The 20344-nt window shown below is 70.8% G+C and carries 11 protein-coding genes; 6 read left to right on the forward strand and 5 right to left on the reverse strand.

Going from position 1 to position 20344, the window contains the following annotated elements:
• The first annotated feature begins 29 nt into the window (after positions 1-29).
• On the forward strand, positions 30-719 hold the full coding sequence (locus IG75_RS0122220; protein ID WP_030523001.1) for an NAD(P)-dependent oxidoreductase: 690 nt from the start codon (positions 30-32) through the stop codon (positions 717-719).
• A 21-nt stretch (positions 720-740) separates the two neighbouring features.
• On the opposite strand, the gene IG75_RS0122225 is transcribed toward IG75_RS0122220, so the two are convergent.
• Positions 741-1733 carry a helix-turn-helix transcriptional regulator gene (locus IG75_RS0122225; RefSeq protein ID WP_081877022.1) on the reverse strand — a complete coding sequence of 331 codons (993 nt, stop codon included), beginning with the start codon at positions 1731-1733 and terminating at the stop codon, positions 741-743.
• Positions 1734-2018: 285 nt separating this feature from the next.
• On the opposite strand from IG75_RS0122225, the gene IG75_RS0122230 reads away from it, so the two are divergent.
• On the forward strand, positions 2019-3341 hold the full coding sequence (locus tag IG75_RS0122230; RefSeq protein WP_030522999.1) for an NtaA/DmoA family FMN-dependent monooxygenase: 1323 nt from the start codon (positions 2019-2021) through the stop codon (positions 3339-3341).
• A 211-nt stretch (positions 3342-3552) separates the two neighbouring features.
• Here the strand turns inward: IG75_RS0122230 and IG75_RS0122235 are convergent, their stop codons facing one another.
• From IG75_RS0122235 to IG75_RS0122245, 3 genes are read right to left on the reverse strand one after another with little or no spacing between them, the layout of a single operon-like run.
• A complete protein-coding gene (locus tag IG75_RS0122235) occupies positions 3553-4836 on the reverse strand; it encodes an ArsB/NhaD family transporter (protein ID WP_030522998.1) in 1284 nt (427 codons plus the stop codon).
• Between the two features lie 27 nt (positions 4837-4863).
• Entirely contained in the window at positions 4864-5361 is a 498-nt protein-coding gene (locus tag IG75_RS0122240; RefSeq protein WP_245713224.1) for a CBS domain-containing protein, read from the reverse strand.
• Positions 5358-5633: a cation:proton antiporter regulatory subunit gene (locus IG75_RS0122245; protein ID WP_030522996.1), complete on the reverse strand. Its 276-nt coding sequence runs from the start codon at positions 5631-5633 to the stop codon at positions 5358-5360. Before IG75_RS0122245 ends, IG75_RS0122240 begins: the two co-directional genes overlap by 4 nt.
• 175 nt (positions 5634-5808) lie before the next feature.
• Between IG75_RS0122245 and IG75_RS0122250 the strand changes: the two genes are divergently transcribed.
• Positions 5809-6822: a sensor histidine kinase gene (locus tag IG75_RS0122250; RefSeq protein WP_051714822.1), complete on the forward strand. Its 1014-nt coding sequence runs from the start codon at positions 5809-5811 to the stop codon at positions 6820-6822.
• Positions 6819-7478 (forward strand): response regulator, encoded by a 660-nt coding sequence (locus IG75_RS0122255; protein ID WP_030522994.1) that lies wholly within the window; start codon positions 6819-6821, stop codon positions 7476-7478. Before IG75_RS0122250 ends, IG75_RS0122255 begins: the two co-directional genes overlap by 4 nt.
• Here the strand turns inward: IG75_RS0122255 and IG75_RS0122260 are convergent.
• Positions 7419-8762: an MFS transporter gene (locus tag IG75_RS0122260; RefSeq protein ID WP_063834174.1), complete on the reverse strand. Its 1344-nt coding sequence runs from the start codon at positions 8760-8762 to the stop codon at positions 7419-7421. The genes IG75_RS0122255 and IG75_RS0122260 overlap by 60 nt on opposite strands.
• Before the next feature lie 1295 nt (positions 8763-10057).
• On the opposite strand from IG75_RS0122260, the gene IG75_RS0122265 reads away from it, so the two are divergent.
• The gene (locus IG75_RS0122265) at positions 10058-16228 is read left to right on the forward strand and encodes a type I polyketide synthase (RefSeq protein ID WP_051714807.1); all 6171 of its coding nucleotides are present in this window, start codon (positions 10058-10060) and stop codon (positions 16226-16228) included.
• Between the two features lie 96 nt (positions 16229-16324).
• Positions 16325-20344, forward strand: a 4020-nt coding sequence (locus IG75_RS40355; RefSeq protein ID WP_030522991.1) for a type I polyketide synthase, incomplete at its 3' end; no start/stop codon positions are given.

Consider the following 20344-nt stretch of genomic DNA (forward strand, 5'->3'; position numbering starts at 1 on the left):
CCGGGCGGGTCGGGCCTACCGTCACGTCCATGGGCATCACATCGGACAGCGGCCGCCGGCATATCGCGGTACTCGGTGCGGCGGGACGGGTCGGCCGGGCGGTCACCGCGGCGCTGCTGCGGGACGGGTACGAGGTCACCGGGGTGGTGCGCGAGCCGGCCCGGCACCGCGAGCTGCCGCCCGGCCTGCGGGTGGCCACAGGTGACGCGCGGAACCTGGCGGCGTCGAAGGCGCTACTACGCGGGGTGGACGCGGTGGTGACGGCGGTGACGCCGTTCCCGGCGCCGCCGGATTCGTTCGACGGTTTCGATATCGACTACTACGCGCGGATCGTCGCCGATCTCGACCGGTACTGGGATCGGCCGCATCGCCGCCTGATCGCGGTGGGGCTGGCGGCGACTCTGGAACTCGACTCCGACGGCCACCTGTGCGACGACGCCGGCCTGTTCCCGGCCCGTCTCCGCCCGTTCGCCGAAGCGCATCTGCGACAGCTCACCGCGCTGCGCGCGACCACCGCACTGGACTGGGCGGTCCTCACTCCGCCGGCCGGCCTCGGCGCCGGCGCGGACACGGCGGGGGAGTACCGGCTGGTCGCGGGACCGGTCACCGTGAGGCAGGCCACCGCGGGACTCACACACGCGCAGTACGCCCGGGCGGTGGCGGATCAGATCGGGGAACCCACGGTGCGCGAGGCGCGGGTGGCGGTGGTTCCCGCGTGACACCGGTGCGCGCGGCACCGGTCACTGCGGATCCGGCGCCGTTCCGGCGGAGCGGAATTGTTCGCGCATCCGGCCGGGCGTCATCCCGAAATGCCGGGTGAAGTTCTGGCGGAATGTCGGGGCGGAGCGGAAACCGGATCGGTAGCCGATCTCCTCGACGGTCGGGTTCGGATCGCGTAGCCGGTCCCGGGCCCGCTCGATCCGGACGGTGCGCAACAGCCGCCCCGGCGTGGTGCCGGCGGTCTCGAGGGCCTTGTGGAGATAACTGAGCGAACAGTTGAGCGCGGCCGCGAGCACGGCGGGTGTCAGGTCCGGATCGTCGGAGTGCCGCAGCACGTACCGCAGCGCTCGGTCCGCGGTATTCGCGTAGCCGGTCGGCCGGTTCGGGCGGCTGTCGTCGAGTACGCACTCCAGGAGATGGAACAGGACTTCCATACCCTTCACGAACTCGTCGCGCGTCATGGCATCGCGATGGGCGGCCAGCTGCCCCAGATGACCGGTGAGCATCGAGACCAGCGGCCGCTGCCGCGGCATCAGCAGCGGAGCCCGATCGGCCAGCCGCCGGGTGATCACCCCGTCGGGGACGGTGAGTATCAGGGCGCGCGTCCCGCTCGCGTGGGCCATGGCCATCGGCTGGTCCATCCGGAACATCCCGACCGAGCCGGGGGCTATCTCGACGGTGTCGCGCCGCTGCGTCAGGGTGAGGCTGCCCTCGAGCGGGGTGACGAGCCGGGCACTCGCGCCGTCGTCGCCCGCCGCATGCCGCGCGTGGCGCCGGTAATCGATGAGATCCGAGGCGAATTCGACCAGTGCGTAGTCCTGGAAGCGCTGAAATTTCGTGAACCCGATGAAGTCCTCGAGATCACCGAAACCGATGGCGAACCGGCCCTGCATCTCGTGCACATGCGCGTCCCACAGTTCGGGACGCTCGCTGCGGTCGGCGTGCACCGTGAACAGTGCGCTCACCTCGTACCCGGTCGCGGCCACCGATCCCCCTGCCGTGCAAGAACTCATCGCCGATCGTACAAAATCCCGGCGGAAGTGTCGGGTGGACGCAGTTAATTTGGGAGGTGCCGCGATCGCTGCGCGCCAGGGGTCGTCGAGCGGGCCGACGACGATCGGCCGGCGACCGCGACATGGGCCGGCCGGGGGTCCGAACGGGGAGGTACCCGATACCCGGGCCGCTCCGTGATCCGAAGGGGGGATTACGGAGTGGCCCGGCGGCGCGGTGCGCGAGCCTCCGAATCACGGTGAGCGCAAGGCTGCCCGAGCCCCCGACCGGCGCCATATCGTCACAAGGTGGTATCGCGCAGCAGACCTCGACGGCATCTCAAGACGGTCACCGGAGTCAGCGGCGGTACCGATATCTATGCGGCGGCGGTGGACCCCGGCCGGTCGACGCTCGATACCGCGATCGCCGTCGCGAAGGTGGCCGAGGAACACAGGTTCGACGCGCTGTTCGCGGCCGACCTGCTCGGTTTCGGCGCGCAGGGGGCGATCGGTGCGCAGGAGCCGCTGATCTACCTCTCGGCATTGAGTTCGGTGACGACACATATCGGTCTGATCGCCACGGTCACCACCACCTTCCACCACCCGTACAACCTGGCCCGGCTGTTCGGCACCCTCGATCATGTGAGCAACGGCCGGTCCGCCTGGAACGCCGTGACCTCGTCGCTGGGCGAGGAGAACTACAGCGATCAGGAGTTGCCCGGCCCGGAACAGCGGTATGCGCGCGCCGCGGAATCGCTGGAAGTGGTCCACGCCCTGTTCGACTCGTGGGAGCGGGGCGCCCTCACCCCGGATGGTCGCGGTGGTGCCGTACTCGATCCGGTCCGGGTGCGCCCGATCGACTACCGGGGCGAGTATTTCACCGTGCGCGGTCCGCTGAACATCCCGCCGCTGCCGCAGCGGCGCCCGGTGCAGTTCCAGGCCGGCCAGTCGGCGGGCGGGATCGAACTCGGCGCCCGTTTCGCCGAAGCGGTGTTCACCTCGCTGACCACACTCGACGACGCTCACGCGTATACGGACAAGATCCGTGCCCGCGCCCGGGAGCTGGGCCGGCCGGCGGGGCTGCCGTACATCTTCAGCTCCTTCCACGCCACCTATGGCGCGACCGAAGCCGAGGCCGCGCGGCTGGTCCGCGAACAGGAGGAGTCCTTCGACTTCGAAGCCGGTCGCCGGCTGCTCGCGGATATGCTCGGCGGCGGAGTCGACCTCTCCGGTCTGCCACTGGACCGGCCGCTGCCGGAAAATGTTCTGCCCGAGTTGGATTCGGTGCATCGTCGGCGTGGGCGGGTGGAGATATTCGCGCGTCTCGCCGGTTCCGGGCGCACCCTGCGTGAGCTGATCCTGGAAGCGCGGCACACCGGCCACTGGTCGGCGGCGGGTACGCCGGAGCAGTTGGCCGATGCCATCGAGGAGCGGTATCGCGCCGGAGTCCTCGACATCATCTCGCTGGGCGGCCTGGACGATCCCCGCACCCGGGATTTCGTCACCAACGGTCTGCTGCCCGAACTACGCCGTCGCGATATCGTCGGCTCCGACTATCTCGGTGCCACCTTCCGGGAGAACCTGGAACTGCCACCCCTACCCGAGGCCGATACCGAGCGCGTGGCGGTATAGGGCGCCCGGGCCCCGCCGAGGCTCAGGAGCGACATCGTCGCGTCGGCCGCCGGTCGGTGTACCGGACCATACCGTGGGTCGGCGGGGGGTGTCGCCGGTGCCGGTCGAGGGTGCCGGGCCTGCTTCGTAGGTCGGCCGGTGGCCTGTCGCCGGCCGCCGCCGGGCGGAAGTAGTGCGCCGTGACGTGGACGAGCGGGTGGCATATCGCTGCTCAGAAGTACCGGACCGCGACATAGGCCCAGGCCAGCACGCAGCTGAGCGCCGTGACCACGATGCCGTACCTGGTGAACTGCCAGAAGGTGATCCGGTGCCCGGCCCGGCGCGCGATATCGAGGGCCACCACATTGGCGCTCGCGGCGACCGCTGTGCCGTTACCGCTGAAATCCGCGCCGAAGGCGAACGCCCACCACAGCGCGCGGCCCTGCCCGTGGTCGGAAGTCTGTTCGACCAGGCCCTCGACCACCGGGGCCATGGTGGTCGTATAGGGGATGTTGTCGATGAACGCGGCCACAACGGCGGAACCGAAAACCAGGACCGCCGAGGCGAACAGCGGATTGTCGCCGAACGCGGCGACCGCGGCGTCGCCGAGGAGCTCGATCACACCGGTGTGTACGAGACCGGCGACCATCACGAACAGGCCCATGAAGAAGACCAGGGTGCCCCATTCCACCTCGCGCAGGATCTCACCGATATCGAGCCGGGAGATCAGCACCATGGCGCCCGCGCCGAGCAGCGCGATGATCGACGGCGCCACATGCAGCATCGAATGCAGGCCGAAACCCACCACGACCCCGGCCAGTACGAGCAGTGCGCGGGCCAGCAGGCGCGGGTCGGTGATGGCCCGCTTCTCCTGTAGTGCCGCCACCGTCTCGATGTGCTCGGAGCGCATCCGCAGATGTTTGCGGAACAGCCAGCGGGTGAAGAGCACGAACAGCGCGAAGATCACGGCCACGGCCGGAGCCATGTGCAGCAGGAAATCATTGAAGGTCAGGCCGGCCCGGCTGCCGATGATGATGTTGGGCGGATCGCCGACGAGGGTGGCCGCGCCGCCGATATTGGCGGCGAGCACCTCGGCGATGAGGAACGGTTGCGCGGCGAACCCCAGCCGCCCGCACACCACGATGGTGACCGGCGCGACGAGCATGATGATGGTGACATTGTCGAGGAGCGGCGAGGCGACGGCCGTGATGATCATCAGCATCACCATCAGCCGGAACGGGCTGCCACGGGACCGTTTCGCGGCCCAGATGGCGAGGAAGTCGAACAGTCCGGTCTGCTTGATGACGCCGACGATGATCATCATGCCGAGCAGCAGGAAGATCACATTCCAGTCGATGCCGACATGCGCGTTGTAGAAGACCTGCTCGCCGGGTATCAGACCGAGCACGGTCATCGAACCCGCCGCGACCAGGACGACCTTCACCTTGTCCGCGCGTTCGGTGGCGATGAACCAGAACGCCCCGACGAATACGACGACCGCCAGGATCTGGTTCATCGGCGCACCTCCCCTCGGCCCGGCGGATCAGTCGTCTGGCCCGGCGACGGCCAGGCTGATCAGTAGTCGTTCGAGGGTGATGCCGCCGACGAGGGTGCGCGTGCGATCCACCACCGCGACCAGCGGGCTGTGCCGCTGCGCCATGAGGGCGGCGATCTCCAGCAGGGTGGCGTCGCGGTGCACCACGGCCGGGCGCGGCGCGTGTTCGGGCAGGCAGTCGCCCACGGTCAGATCGCCGGGTTCGCGCCAGAACAGTTCGGCGTGCAGTTCGTCGATGGTGCGCGCCAGCGCGGGATCGTCCTGGTAGGAGCTGGGGATGGCCAGCCGCAAGACCTGGGTGCCGGGCAGGACCGCGACGGGCCGGCCGGCCGCGTCGACCACGATGAGTCCGGGCAGCCGGTTGACCACCATCAATCGCATGGCCTTGGCGACGGGGTCGCCGGTGCGAACGGTCGGCAGCTGGACCGCGATCTCGTGTGCTTGCATCGGATGGTCCCGTCGCGCGTGCGGGGAGAGGGTTGTCATGACCGGTTCCTGTCGCCGGTGAACTGGTCCATCAGCCGTTCCAGCCGGGCCACCCGGTCGGGCAGGGGTCTGCTGTGCAGCAGTTCGGCGAGCTGATCGGCTTCGTCGGGGCCCAGTGCGATGGAGTGGACGGGTTCGTCGCGGGCGGTGCGGTAGACATGGATGTGTTTCGCGCCGTCGGTACCGGACACCAGCGCGAACCGGTCACCGCTGCGGGTCAGCAGGTGGTGCACGGTGCCCTGGCCCGGAATGGTGCCGCGGTCGATGTCCACGTCGAACGCTCCTCCCGCAGCCGGTTTTCTCGGCTCCCAGTTTCGGCGTCCGGCGGTCTCGCCGACCATCGGTGCCGCTACCCATCTCCGGTGGCCGGAGCTGTGTAGCGGCCGGCCCGGAAGATGGGTGTCACGCCCCATGGACAGCCCGGGCGCCGACGGTCACACTGAGGTCATGGACCGTCCGGACACTGGATACGGCCTGTTCCGGCGGCATACCCGGACCCCGGCCGATGCGCTCTTCCGGCGGATCTTCCTCATCAACGGTCTCGTCTTCACCCTCGGCACCCTGGTGCTGGCGGTCTCGCCGGCGACCGTCTCGTCCCGGGTGCGGCTCACCGAGATACCGGTGCTGGCGGTCGGGTTGGCGGTGATCCTGGCGGCCAACGCCTTCCTGCTGCGGTCCAGCCTGGCACCGCTGGATCAGCTCATCGTCTCCATGCGCCGGGTGGACCCGCTGCGGCGCAGCGGCCGGCTCGACGAGCGCGGCAACGGTGACCTGTCCCGGGTGATCGACTCGTTCAACGCCATGGTCGACCGGCTCGAAACCGAACGCGCGGCGGCCAGCGCGTCCGCGCTGGCCGCACAGGAGGGCGAGCGTCGGCGGATCGCGCGCGAACTGCACGACGAGATCGGCCAGAGCCTGACCGTGGCGCTGCTGTCGATGAAACGGGCCGCCGACCGCGCACCCACCGATGTGGTCGATGTCCTGTACGGCGCGCAGGAGACCGTGCGCTCCTGTCTGGACGAGGTGCGCGGTATCGCGCGGCGGTTGCGGCCCGACGTCCTCGACGATCTCGGGCTGTCCAGCGCCCTCAGCGCGTTGTGCAGCGAATTCAGCTCGACGGCCGGCATCAGTGTGACCCGTGACGTGGACCGGACACTGCCGCGGCTGGACCCCGATATCGAACTCGTCTGCTACCGGGTGGCCCAGGAGGGCCTGACCAATATCGCCCGGCACGCGGGCGCCCGCCGGGTCGGGCTGAGCCTGCGGGTGCACGGTGATTCGCTGGTGCTGCGGGTCTCCGACGACGGACGCGGCGGGGTGGCCGAGGACGGGGCCGGTATCCGCGGAATGCGTGAGCGCGCACTGCTGGTGAACGCCACCCTGACCATCGAGTCGCCGCCGGGGCGCGGCACCGAGATCTGCCTGCGTATCCCGCATCGAGGCGAAAGGAGCACGCCGTGACGAACCCGGCCGTGGCCCGCGTCCTGCTCGCCGATGATCACGCGCTCGTCCGCTCGGGGTTGCGATTGATCCTCGACGCCGAACCCGATCTCGCGGTCGTCGCCGAGGCCGCCAACGGCCACGAGGCGGTGCAGCAGATCGGACACGTTCCCGTCGATCTCGCGATCCTGGATATCGCCATGCCACGGATGACCGGGATCCAGGCCGCGCGCGAGATCCACCGTGCCGCCCCGCATGTGCGGATCCTGATGCTGTCGATGTACGACAACGAGCAGTACTTCTTCGAGTCGCTGCGGGTCGGCGCCTCCGGCTATGTGCTGAAATCCGTGGCCGACCGCGATCTGCTCGAGGCCTGCCGGGCGACCCTGCGCGGCGAGTCCTATCTGTATCCCGGCGCGGTGAACTCCCTGATCCGCGACTGGTTGCAGCACGCCGACCGTGACGAGCCCCTGCCGCGCAGTCTGCTCACGCCGCGCGAGGAGGAGATCGTCAAACTGGTCGCGGAGGGTTATTCGTCGCGCGAGATCGCCGGTGACCTGGTCATCAGTGTGAAGACCGTGGACCGGCATCGGGCCAATATCCTGCAGAAGCTGGGATTACGTGATCGGCTGGCGCTGACCCGCTATGCCATCCGCGCGGGGCTCATCGAGCCCTGAACACGGTTCGGTCACCGGGCTCTCCGCGTCTCCGCGCGCGCCGCCCCAGGGCAGCAGGGCGGCACTGACCGGCAGCGTCAGCGCCGCCACACCGATAGCCGCGCGTACGCCGATCGCGGTCGCGAGCACACCGCCGAGGGCGATGAACGCGGGCTGGACGCATCTGGCGCTGATCGACCAGGCGGTGCCGACGCGCACCATATGGTCGTCGGCGGTGTGGTTCGTGCGATAGGCGGCGAACACCGGGTTGAATACGCCGGCGCAGAAGAGCAGCAGCGTTTCGGCGAGGAGAACGACGGCGAGTCCGAGGGGCCCGGGCCCGGCGAGCACGAGCAGTCCGGGCCAGCAGGTGCGCAGCGTACCGGATCCGAGCAGGACAGCGTGTTCACCGAACCGGGCGACGAGCCGCGGGGCGCACCACGACCCCAGCAGGCCACCGAGCCCCGGCACCCCGAGGGCCAGTCCGTACTGCCAGGGCGGAAAACCCAGTTCCCGCAGCATGAACAGCGCCAGCAACGGTGAGATGAGCACCAGCGAACCGCCGAAGAGCATGGCGTTCCAGAACAGCCGGTGCAGAGTGGGATGCGCGAAGAGGTAGGTCCAGCCCGCCCTGATCCCGGCCGCGGTGGGGTGGCCGCTGTTCCGTTGCGCGGGTGGCGTTTCGGGCGTACGGATCCGGCGGATTCCGAGGGCCGACACCAGATGCCCGAGCGAATCGACGATCAGCGTGGTCGTCGTCCCGAATACCGCGACGAGCAGTCCGCCGACCGGCCCGCCCAGCGTGGTCGCGGTCCAGAAGGTGGTCTCCAGCCGGCTTCCGGCTCGGACTCGTTGCGATTGGGGAACAAGTGTTTTGAGGTGCGCGTCGCGCGCGGCGGTGAAGACGACGGCGCACAGGGTCTGTACCGCCGCGGTCACGCACAGGTGCGCGTAGGTGAGCATGTCGAACCGGGCGGCGAGCGGTACCGAGATCAGCGCGACGCACGCCGTGATACCCGCACCCGTCATGACGGGGCGTTTGCGCCGGAACTCGAGGAACGGGCCGAGCGGAAACGCGATCGCGGCCGCCGCGACCCCGGCGCCCGCCACCATCAGCGAGACCTGGAGATCGGAGGCGCCGAGCAGCACGATCGCCACCAGCGGCAGCGCCCCGGCGCCGAGGGCACTGCCCAGCTGGCCGGCGGTGAACGCCCCCCAGAGTCGGTAGAAGTCGGGTGGGAGCCGCCCGGCGGTATCGGGTCGGGGACCGGCGGGTCCCTCGGCCCGGCGGGCACCGGTTCGCATCGTCCGATGGTGCCGTACCACGGGCCGGGCGGGGGGCCCGGGCCTCGGCCGACCATCTCGCCACTGCTGGGAAGGCTTATACGCTGAACAAAATTGCCCTTTGGTGGCGCTCGGCGAGCCGAGTCGCCGAAGGAGCCGTATGGCGAGTGAGACGGCCGTGGCACCCACGGTGAACCAGATGCGGCGCCCGGATTTTTCCGTCCGAGCTGCCCGGTTGACGGCTGCGTCGAGGCGAATCGGACGCTGTGCCGGTGAAATGCGGTGTGCGCGAGTAGCTGCGTCCGGGGCAGTGTCCGAGTTCCGGAAGAACTCGGGTGCGGGCTCCGGTGCCGATCGCGGGGGCGAGCCGGACCCAGTGGGCGCGTCGATCGACGGAAATTTGCTGGTCTCGGCCTTTTTCGCGGCTCGGGCCGCGGTGTGCGGCGGCGTGTTACGAGGGTCTGAGCTGCGAATCCGCGCGCACTCTGCCACACTCTTCTCCGACCGTGTTGATCGGTCGGTTTTCAGATTTGTGCGATGTGGAGAGTTCGAGCGTGAGGTCGAGGTGACGGATCCGGTCATTCGGTCGGGGCCGGTGGTGGTGACAGTGGCCCGGGCGCCGGGGGTATGGCGCTCGGACGCGCTTTCCGGGGCAGTTGCGGGTGCCGGCGCGGCGCGCGCGGGGTCCTCGGTGATACGAGGCGGCGTCACCGCCTGGCATTCTCTTACGTTGCGTGCCGGTGTCGTTCGGGCGAAGGGCCGGTTGCCGATAACGGGCCGGTTGCGGGAATCCGAGCGCGGTGGCATTGTGATTGCGCGGCCGGAGGATCCGGTCGGCGAACTCACGGATTCCGCGGTGTCGGGGAATCCGATCGAGAAGTGGTTTCGTTCTTGGGACGGGAAAATGGTTCTGGTGGCCACGGGTTGTATGCGTGAATTCGATGATGTCGCCCGCGGGTCGTTTACCCGAATGAAACGCACTGTCAACGTAATTCCTGAAGACGTTATCGGTTGTTCATCCTCGGTGCGGCAGGCCTCACCGGCCGTGCGCGGCGACCGAAGACCTCGAATACCTCTGGCCCCGCGCGGCTGAGACGCTCGCCGGCCTGCGGCGAGAACAGAATAAACATTCTGCCCGACCCGCTCGGCGGTGAAGCCGGGAACGGTTCTTCCACAACAATGACGGCCCTTTGATCCGGGTACTGGTTTACCGGGTAAAGCCGGTCGCACGAAACAACGTGTTAATTCTCCTGGAAACCGGAAAAACCCGGACCGGGCTTTCTGGCAACCCCTTCTCGAATTTGCGGATGTGATACATGGACAAAGGCACCGGTGACTCTTCCGACCGGACGTTGGAGTACCTGAAAAAGGTCACTGTCGAGCTGATGACGACTCGTGACGATCTGGCGAAACTGCGGGAGAAACTCGACGAGCCGATCGCGATCGTCGGGATGGGTTGCCGGTACCCGGGTGGCGTCGAATCCCCGGACGACCTGTGGGATCTGGTGGCCACCGGCACCGACGCGGTGGCCGGTTTCCCCACCGACCGCGGCTGGGACCTCGCGGGACTGTTCGATCCGGACCCGGACCGGTTCGGGAAGGTCTACACCCGCGAGGGTGGTTTCCTCCGGGGCGCGGGAGATTTCGACGCCGGTTTCTTCGGTATCAGCCCCCGGGAAGCGGTGGCCATGGACCCGCAGCAGCGGTTGTTGCTCGAGGTCTCGTGGGAGGCGCTCGAGCACGCGGGAATCGACCCGGCGTCGCTGCGCGGGAGCGCGACCGGGGTGATCACGGGTGTGGCCTATCAGGATTACGGGATTATCGCCAAGGCGTCGGGGCCGGCGGCCGAAGGGTATGTGTCCATCGGCTCGGCGGCCAGTGTGGCCTCCGGGCGGGTGTCGTACTCGCTGGGACTGGAAGGCCCGGCGGTGACCGTGGATACCGCCTGTTCGTCGTCGCTGGTGGCGATTCATCTCGCCTGCCAGGCACTACGTCGCGGCGAGGCGTCCCTGGTGCTGGCCGGTGGGGTGACCGTCATGGCGACCCCCACCCTGTACCTGGACTTCGCCCGGCAGCGCGGCCTGGCCGCCGACGGCCGGTGTAAATCGTTCTCGGCCGCCGCCGACGGTGTGGCCTGGGCCGACGGCGTGGGCGTGGTGGTGCTGGAGCGGCTGTCGGACGCCCGCCGCGCCGGGCACACCGTACTGGGTATCGTGCGCGGTTCGGCGGTGAACCAGGACGGCGCCAGCAATGGACTGACCGCGCCGAACGGTCTGTCACAGGAACGGGTGCTCGCGGCGGCGCTGGCCGACGCGGGCCTGCGCCCGGTCGATGTGGACGCGGTGGAGGCGCACGGGACGGGCACCGCGCTCGGCGACCCGATCGAGGCCCAGGCACTGCTCGCGGCCTACGGCCGGGGACGCGACGACCGGCCGCTGCGGATCGGCTCGCTCAAATCGAATATCGGGCATTCACAGGCGGCCTCGGGGGTCGGCGGCGTGATCAAGATGGTGCAGGCGCTGCGGCACCAGATGCTGCCGAAATCGCTGCACGCGGACGAGCTGTCCCCGCACGTGGACTGGTCCTCCGGGGCGGTGCGGGTGCTGACCGAGGCCGAACAGTGGCCGGCCGGTTCCGGGCGGGTGCGCCGGGCGGGGGTGTCCTCGTTCGGTATCAGCGGCACGAACGCGCACGTCATCATCGAAGAGGCCCCGATCGAACCGGCCGGTGACAAGGACACCCCCGGTGATCCGGCCCCGCCCGTGGAAACCGCCGCGATCCCGCTGCTGCTCTCCGCGAAGACGGACGACGCGCTCCGGGCGCAGGCGGATCGTCTGCGGCACTGGCTGCTCGACCGGCCCACCGCCGACCTGTGGAGCGTCGCCGCCACCCTGCTCGGCCACCGGACCCGGTGGGATCGCCGCGGGGCGGTGGCCGGCGCCGATCGGGAGCAACTGCTCGCGGGCCTGGCAGAGCTGGCCGCGGGGCGCGGCGCGGCCGGTGAATCCGGACCGAAACCGGGCCGGACCGCATTCCTGTTCACCGGGCAGGGCGCCCAGCGGGCCGGTATGGGCCGGGAGCTCTACGGTGCCTTCCCGGTGTTCGCGGCGGCGCTGGACGAGCTGTGCGAGCAGTTCGACCCGCTGCTCGGCCGCTCGTTACGGGAGCTGATGTTCGACCCGGAGGCGACGGAACTGCTGAACCGGACGGAGTTCACCCAGCCCGCGCTGTTCGCCTACGAGGTCGCGCTGTTCCGGCTCGTCGAATCCTTCGGCATCACGCCGGACCTGGTGGCGGGGCATTCGATCGGCGAACTCGCGGCCGCCCATGTGGCGGGTGTGTGGTCGGTCCGGGACGCCTGTGCTCTCGTGGCGGCCCGCGGCCGGCTGATGGGTGCGCTCCCGTCCGGTGGCGCGATGCTCGCGGCAGGGATCACCGCGGCGGACGCGGTGGAACTGCTGGCGGAACACCCGGAGACCCTGTCGCTGGCCGCGGTCAACGGTCCGCGCTCGGTGGTGTTCTCCGGTACCGCGGACGCGGTCGACGCGGCGGAGAAGCTGCTGGCGGGCGCGGGGATACGTAATTCCCGGCTGCGGGTGAGCCATGCCTTCCACTCGGTGCTGATGGAACCGATGTCGGCGGAGTTCAGATCGGTTGCCGAGAGCCTGACCTACAATTCGCCGTCGATTCCGATCGTCTCCACCGGCCCGGCGACCGGGGCGAACCCGGCCGAACCCGGCTACTGGGTCGAGCAGGTCCGGGGCTGTGTGCGTTTCGCGGCGGCGGTGGACACACTCGTCGAATCGGGCGCGCGGCGCTTCCTGGAACTGGGCCCGGACGCGGTACTCACCGCGATGACCCGCGAATGCCTCGCCGAACACCCGGAGATCGAGGCCGGGTCGCTCGTCGCGGCCGCGGCCCGGCGGACGGCCGGCGAGGTCGTCCAGTTCACCCGGACGCTCACCCAGGCGCACAACGCCGGGATCGAGGTCTCCTGGCAACCGCTGTTCGCCGGTCGCGCCACCCACCGGGCCGAACTGCCCACCTACGCTTTTCAGCGTCAGCGGTACTGGCTGGAACCGGGGACCGATACGCCGGGACAGCCGGCGGGACATCTGCTCGGTGCCGCCCACCCCCTCGCCGGGCGGGACGAGTGGCTGTTCACCGGACAGATATCCACCCGGACCCACCCCTGGCTGGCCGACCACGCGGTTTTCGGAACGGTACTGGTGCCCGGCACCGGTTTCGTCGAACTGGCCCTGTACGCCGGGAGCCGGCTCGCCGCGGAGACGATCCGGGAGCTGGTCCTGGAGGCGCCGCTGTTGCTCGACGACGAGGCGGCCGTGGACATCCAGGTCGTGGTGGAGGCCGCCGCGAGCGACGGCGGCCGCCGGATCACGGTGTACTCCCGCGCCGCCGGCGAATCCACCGGCGACACCGGGTGGACGACCCATGCGGTGGGGGTGCTGGCGCCCGGCGCGACCGGGCACGTCGCGCCGGCGTTCGACGTGCGGGTGTGGCCGCCGGTGGGCGCCGAACCGCTGGACCCGGTGCGGTTGTACGAGCGCCTGTCCGATAGGGGATTCGGTTACGGTCCGGCCTTCCAGGATGTCCGGGAGGCTTGGACCTCCGGTGACGAGGTGTACGCGGAGCTGCGACTGCCCGAAGGGCTCGACGGGCAGCCGTTCCGCATCCACCCGGCACTGCTGGACGCCACCTTCCATCCCGCACTGGACCGGCTCGCCGATACCGACGCCGGGAAGGTGCCGCTGCCCTTCTCCTACGCCGGGGTGCGGTTGTCCCGGCCCGCGGCCGGCGCGGTGCGCGTGCGGGTCGGGCCGGCCGATACCGACTCGGTCCGCGTCGACGCGGTGGATAGCGCCGGGAATCCGGTGATCACGATCGAATCGGTGCTGGCCCGGCCGGTCGACACCCGGATGCTGCATCGGTCCCGGACCGGTACCGATCCCCTCTACACCCTCACCTGGACACCGGCCCCCGCGCCGGCCGGGGGGTCGCGTGGCCGGCTCGCGGTGGTGGGCACGGTGCCCGTCACCGGTGACGCCGAGGTGTACCCGGATCTCGGCGCGCTGTTCGCGGCGTCCGACGTTCCCGGGATCGTGGTCTGGCGGACCGACGAGGCCGGCGGGTCCGGGGACACCGGCGTGGTGGCCCGGGCACGGGTCGGCGCCGCCCTGGCGGCGGTGCGCGCCTGGCTGGCCGACGAGCGGACCCGCGAGCGCACGCTGGTCGCGGTGACCAGCGATGCCGCCGATATACCGGGACAATTCTGCGATCCGGCGGCGGCGGCCGTCTCGGGTCTGCTGGCGTGTGCGCAAGCGGAGTATCCGGGGCGTATCGTCCAGCTCGACCACACCGGGACGAGCCCGCTGACCTCCCGCGCGGTACGCGAGGCCGTCGCCCTCGGCGAACCCCGGGTCGCCGTCCGGGACTCCGGCGCGCTGGTGCCCCGGCTGGTGCGGGCCGGTGCGCCGGACCCGCGGCCGGTGACCTTCGGTACCGGGACCGTACTGATCACCGGCGGTACCGGAGGACTGGGCGCGCTGGTGGCGCGGCATCTGGTCGCGGCGCACGGGGTGCGGCGATTGCTGCTGGTCTCCCGGCGCGGACCGGCGGCCGCGGGGGCCGGCGAACTGGCCGATGAACTCACCGCGGCGGGCGCCCGGGTGCGGGTCGCCGCCTGCGATGTCGCCGACCGGATGGCGCTGGCCGCGCTGCTGGACTCGGTCGGCCCCGAATATCCGGTGACCGCGGTGGTGCACAGCGCGGGTGTCATCGACGACGCCACGATCGACACGCTGACCCCGCACCAGCTGGACCGGGTGCTGCGGCCGAAGATCGATGCCGCGCTGAATTTGCACGAACTCACCCGTGACCACGATCTGGCGGCGTTCGTGATGTTCTCCTCGGCCGCGCCACTGCTCGGCGGACAGGGGCAGGGCAACTACGCGGCCGCGAACCGTTATCTCGACGCGCTCGCCCAGCAGCGCCGCGGAGCCGGATTGCCCGCGCACACCCTGGCCTGGGGTTTGTGGACCATCGGGATGGCGGCCGGGCTGGGCGAGGCGGGGGCCGGGCACATGGTTCGCCAGATCCGTACCCGGCTCGGTCTGGTGCCCCTCGGCGCGGAGACAGGACTGGCCCTGTTCGACCGGGCGCTCGCCGGTGCGCATCCGCTGACGCTCACCGCGCTGCTCGATACCGAGGCACTCACCGCGCTTGCGCGTTCGGGGGTACTGCCGCCGGTCCTGCGCGACCTGGTGCGGGCCCCGGCCGCCGCGCCGGCGGCGGAGACCGGGTCACTGGCGCGGCGGCTCGCGGCGGTACCCGAAGACGAGCACTACGAGCTGGTCCTGAACGAGATCCGGTCGCTGGCCGCGCTGGTGCTCGGGCACAGTTCGGCCGCGGAGGTGGACCCCGACGCGCTATTCGCCGAACTGGGCTTCGATTCGCTGGGCGGGGTGGAGTTCCGCAACCGGCTCGCCGCGATCACCGGGCTCACGCTGCCGTCGACGCTGGTGTTCGAATATCCCACCGCCGCGGCGGTCGCCGAGATGCTGAGCGCGCGGCTGGCCGCCGCCGGGACGGAACCGGCGGCGACGCCCGCCGCCACCTCGGGTCCGCGGGGCAGCCTCACCGAACTGGTCGTGGCGGCCCATCGGCGCGGTGCCGTGGACGAGGTACTGCCGCTGCTGATCCAGAGCGCGGAGCTGACTGTCGCGTTCGACCGCCCGGCCGAACCGGGGGATATCGGCAAGCCGATGCTGCTGGCCCGCGGCGGTTCCGGGCCGACGGTGATCTGTGTGCCGTCCTTCCTGATCGGTAACGGGCCGCACCAGTTCGGGAAATTGGCCCGGGAACTGGGCGCCGGATGCGGTGTGCACGCGCTGTGGCTGCCCGGGACCCGGCCGGGGGAGCCGCTGCCCGCGTCCTGGGACGGGCTGCTCGATCGGCTCGCCGAGGTCACCCTGGACACGGTCGGCGCCGGCTCCTTCGTCCTGGCCGGATACTCCATCGGCGGCGCCCTCGCGCACGGGCTCGCGGGCCGGCTCGCCGAACGGGGGCGGCCCGCGCTGGGTGTCGCGATGATCGACACCTATTCACCCGACGACGAAGCCGGCAATCGCGCGGTCTTCGCCAGCGCCCTCGGTCTGGCCCTCGACAGCGGGCACGAGCTCATCGCCGTGGACGATCGCTCGCTGGTGGTGATGGCCGGCTACGCGCGGGTCTACGGCAGCCGGCCCGCGCTGCCGATCTCCGCCCCGACCCTGGTACTGCGTGCCACCACCACCATGCCGGGACTCGAACTGCCCGAACCGGTTCCGCAGTGGCAACACCGCGGCGAGACCGTCGAGATCCCGGCCGACCATCTCACCGTCATCGACGACGCGATACCGGTGGTGGCCGCGCGGATGCGGCAGTGGCTGGGCTCGCTCGGCGCGGCGGCCGGGGAGCCGCCCTCCTGAGCGGCGGCGCCGACCGGCCCGCCGCCCGCGTCCGGACCGCTCACTTCCACCACCCCACAGTGCTTTTCAGCGAAATCGGCAAGATTGAGGAAACCCATGGTCGAGTCGGCGAATGAGATCGCCATTGTCGGTATGGCGTGCCGGATGCCCGGCGCCGCCGACCTGGCCGCGTTCTGGCGGCTGCTGCGCGAAGGGCGCGACGCCATCGGGGCGGCGCCCGCCGACCGCGCGGGCCTCGGCGAAACAGCCGGGTTTCTCGATTCGGCCTCGGAATTCGACGCCGGATTCTTCGGGGTCTCGCCCAACGAGGCGCGCGCGATCGATCCGCAGCAGTTACTCGGTCTCGAACTGAGCTGGGAGGCACTGGAAGACGCGGGATACCGGGATCGCGACGGCGGCCGGGTCGGTGTGTTCCTGGCCGGTTCCGGCACCGATTTCGCCGAGCTGGTGGCCGCGCAGGGGATCGCGGGGGTGGGGCGGTATTCGCTGCCGGGAGTCGGGCGCGGCGTCACCGCCAACCGGATCTCCAACCACTACGGTTTCACCGGCCCGAGTCTCGTGGTCGACAGCGGACAGTCCTCCTCGCTGGTCGCCGTGCATCTGGCCTGTGAGTCGCTGCGCGGCGGCGAATCCGAGGTGGCGCTGGCGGGCGGAATCAATCTCATCCTGTCGCCGCTGAGCGGCGCTCGCTACGAACAGTTCGGCGCGCATTCACCGTCGGGGAAATGCTTCACCTTCGACAGCCGCGCCGATGGCACCGTACGGGGTGAGGGCGGCGGGATGGTGGTGCTCAAACCACTGGCCCGGGCCGTCGCGGACGGCGACCGGGTCTACGCGGTGATCCGCGGCAGCGCGGTGAACAGTGGTAACGAGCGGCGGGTGCTGAGCGCACCGAGCACGACCGCGCAGGTGGCGGTGCTCCGGGACGCGCTCGCGGCCGCGGCGGTGGAGCCGGCGACAGTGGACTATGTCGAACTGCACGGCACCGGAACCCCGGCGGGGGATCCGGTGGAGGCCGCGGCGCTCGGCGAGACCTACGGGGCCGGCCGGACCGGCGGCGCCCGGCTGGCGGTCGGATCGGTGAAAACCAATATCGGGCATCTGGACAGCGCCGCCGGGATCGCCGGGCTGATCAAAACCGCGCTGTGCCTGCGGTACCGCGAACTCGCGCCCAGCCTGAACTTCGCGACCCCGAATCCGCGGATCCCGCTCGCGGAACTCGGGTTGCGCGTACCGACCGGCACCGAGCCGTGGCCGGTCGGCGGCGCTGTACCGCGGCGCGCCGGGGTGTCGTCGTTCGGGATGGGCGGCACCAACGCGCATCTCGTGCTGGAGGAAGCACCGGCCGCGGTGCCTGCGGCCCCGGCAGCGCCTGCAGGCACGCAGACCACGGTGCCCGGTACCGGGGAGTCCCTTGCCGGGTTGCCGGCCACGGTGTCGGGCGTGCCCGCTGCCGAGGAAACGGTTGCCGGGATGCCGGCCACGGTGCGCGGCGTGCCCGATACCGAGAAGGTCCCTGCCGCGACGTCCGAAGTGCCGGGCAGCGCCGAACTGCCGGTGACCTGGATGCTGTCCGGACACAATCCGGCGGCGCTGCGGGAGCAGGCGGAACGCCTGCGGGAGCGGCTGGCCGGGCAGCCCGGTATCGAGGCCACCGATCTCGCGCAGTCGCTGTGGCATACCCGGACTCCGCTGGAGTGGCGGTCCGCGGTGGTGGGATACGACACCGAGCGGATGCGCGCCGGGTTGACCGCGCTGCTCGATCCGGTGCCCGAATCGGTGCCCGGCGGTCCCGAAGTGGTGACCGGCCGTGCCGCTGCCCGGCGCGCGGTGTTCGTATTTCCCGGGCAGGGCGGCCAGTGGCCGGCCATGGGCGCCGATCTGCTGGCCGCGGATCCGGTGTTCGCCGGATCGATCGCGGAATGCGAGGCGGCGCTCGCGCCCTACGTCGACTGGTCGCTGACCGAGGTATTGCGCGGCACCCCGGGCGCCGCGTCGCTGGAGCGGGTGGAGGTCGTACAGCCGGCCCTGTTCGCGATGCTGGTGTCGCTGGCACGGATGTGGCAGGCCGCCGGAGTGCAGCCGGCGGCGGTCGTCGGACATTCCCAGGGTGAGATCGCCGCCGCGGTCGTGGCGGGTGGTCTGTCCCTGGCCGACGGGGCCCGGGTGGTGGCGTTGCGTTCCCGGGCCGTCGCGGAGGTACTCGCCGGTGCGGGCGGTATGGCCTCGGTCGGGGTAGGCGCGCCGGAGGTGGCGCGGCGGCTGGCGGCTTTCGGCGGCCGGCTGTCGGTGGCGGCGGTCAACGGGCCGGGCCGGACCGTGGTCTCGGGTGCGGCGGACGCGCTCGGCGAATTCCTGGACGCCTGCGCCGCGGACGGTATCTGGGCCAAACAGATCCCGGTGGACTACGCGTCGCATTCGGCCGCGGTGGAACAGATCCGGGACCGGGTGCTCGCCGACCTGGCGCCGGTGCGGCCGGTGACCGGTTCGGTGCCGTTCTTCTCGACGGTGCGCGCCGAGTTCGTGGACACCGCGGGCCTGGACGCGCAGTACTGGTACCGGGGCCTGCGCGAGGAGGTGCGTTTCGCCGACGCGATCGAGGCGCTGCTGGCCGCGGAGATGAATGCGTTCGTCGAGGTCGGCCCGCATCCGGTCCTGGTCTCGGCGATCGAATCGAGCGCGGACGCCGCGGGCCGGGCCGAGCGGGTCGCCGTCCTGGGCACCCTGCGCCGCGACCACGGCGGACCCGACCGGTTCGCCGCCGCGCTGGCGCAGGCGTACTGCGCCGGGTTCGACGTGGCGCCGGTGCCCGACGCGCGGTCGTTCCGCCGGGTGGAACTGCCCGTGTACGCCTTCCAGCGGCGCCGGTGCTGGACCCCCGCGATCACCACTGCGCCGCAGGAGGTCTCGGGCGCGGCCGCGGAGAACTCGGTGGTGGAGCCGGACGGCGAGGCCGAACCCGGTGTGACCTCGGTGCCGGACAGCCCGCTCGCGTCCCGGTTGGCCGCCGCGCCCGAGCGCGAACGCGAGACATTGGTCCTGGCTGTCGTGGCGGAGGAGGCGGCCGCGATACTCGGCCACGACTCCGCCGGTGATATCCACCCCGACCGGCCCTTCACCGCGTTCGGGTTCGATTCGCTGGGCGGGCAGCGGCTGCGTAACCGGCTGGTCGCGGTGACCGGGGTGGCCCTGCCCGCGACCTTGATCTTCGATCACCCGACCCCGCTCGCGGTGGCCCGGCTGCTGCGCGCCCGCCTGGAGGGCGCGACCCCGGCCGTGCGCCGGACCGCGCCCCGGCAGCGTTCCGAGGAGCCGATCGCCATTGTCGGGATCGGCTGCCGGTTCCCGGGCGGAGTGGCCTCGGCCGCGGATCTGTGGGAGCTTCTCGCGGCGGGTCGCGACGCGATCACCCCGTTCCCCACCGATCGCGGCTGGGAGCTGGACCGGTTGTTCGATCCGGACCCGGACCGGCCGGGCACCGTGTACACGCGTGAGGGCGGATTCCTCAGCGGTGCCGGCGATTTCGACGCGGGCTTCTTCGGGATCGGCCCCCGTGAAGCGGCCGCGATGGATCCGCAGCAGCGGCTGATACTGGAGGCCTCCTGGGAAGCACTCGAGGACGCCGGTATGGATCCGGGCGGGCTGCGCGGTACCGATGCCGGTGTGTACGTGGGCGCCTCGTCGTCCGGATACCAGCGCGCGGTGACCGGCGAATACGAGGGTTTCCGGCTCACCGGTACCTCGCACAGCGTGATATCGGGCCGGGTCGCCTACGTGTTCGGGCTGGAGGGGCCTGCGGTCACGGTGGACACCGCGTGTTCGTCGTCGCTGGTCGCCTTGCATCTGGCCTGTCAGGCACTGCGCCGCGGCGAGACGTCGGTGGCGCTGGCCGGTGGGGTGAGCGTTTCGGCGAGTCCAGGCCTGTTCGTGGATTTCTCCCGCCAGCGCGGACTGGCGCCGGACGGGCGCTGTAAGGCGTTCGCGGCCGCGGCCGACGGTGTCGCCTGGTCCGAGGGCGTCGGTGTGCTGGTGCTGGAACGTCTCTCCGACGCGCGCCGTAACGGTCACGACATTCTGGCGGTGGTTCGTGGTACGGCGGTGAATCAGGATGGGGCG

The organism is Nocardia rhamnosiphila NBRC 108938, from assembly GCF_000720425.1.
Lineage (GTDB): Bacteria > Actinomycetota > Actinomycetes > Mycobacteriales > Mycobacteriaceae > Nocardia > Nocardia rhamnosiphila.

Coding starts and splice junctions, on each gene's coding strand:
- IG75_RS0122220 (WP_030523001.1), top strand. CDS start 30: ATGGGCATCACATCGGACAGCGGCCGCCGGCATATCGCGGTACTCGGT.
- IG75_RS0122240 (WP_245713224.1), bottom strand. CDS start 5,361: ATGACAACCCTCTCCCCGCACGCGCGACGGGACCATCCGATGCAAGCA.
- IG75_RS0122260 (WP_063834174.1), bottom strand. CDS start 8,762: ATGCGAACCGGTGCCCGCCGGGCCGAGGGACCCGCCGGTCCCCGACCC.
- IG75_RS0122235 (WP_030522998.1), bottom strand. CDS start 4,836: ATGAACCAGATCCTGGCGGTCGTCGTATTCGTCGGGGCGTTCTGGTTC.
- IG75_RS0122250 (WP_051714822.1), top strand. CDS start 5,809: ATGGACCGTCCGGACACTGGATACGGCCTGTTCCGGCGGCATACCCGG.
- IG75_RS0122225 (WP_081877022.1), bottom strand. CDS start 1,733: ATGAGTTCTTGCACGGCAGGGGGATCGGTGGCCGCGACCGGGTACGAG.
- IG75_RS0122265 (WP_051714807.1), top strand. CDS start 10,058: ATGGACAAAGGCACCGGTGACTCTTCCGACCGGACGTTGGAGTACCTG.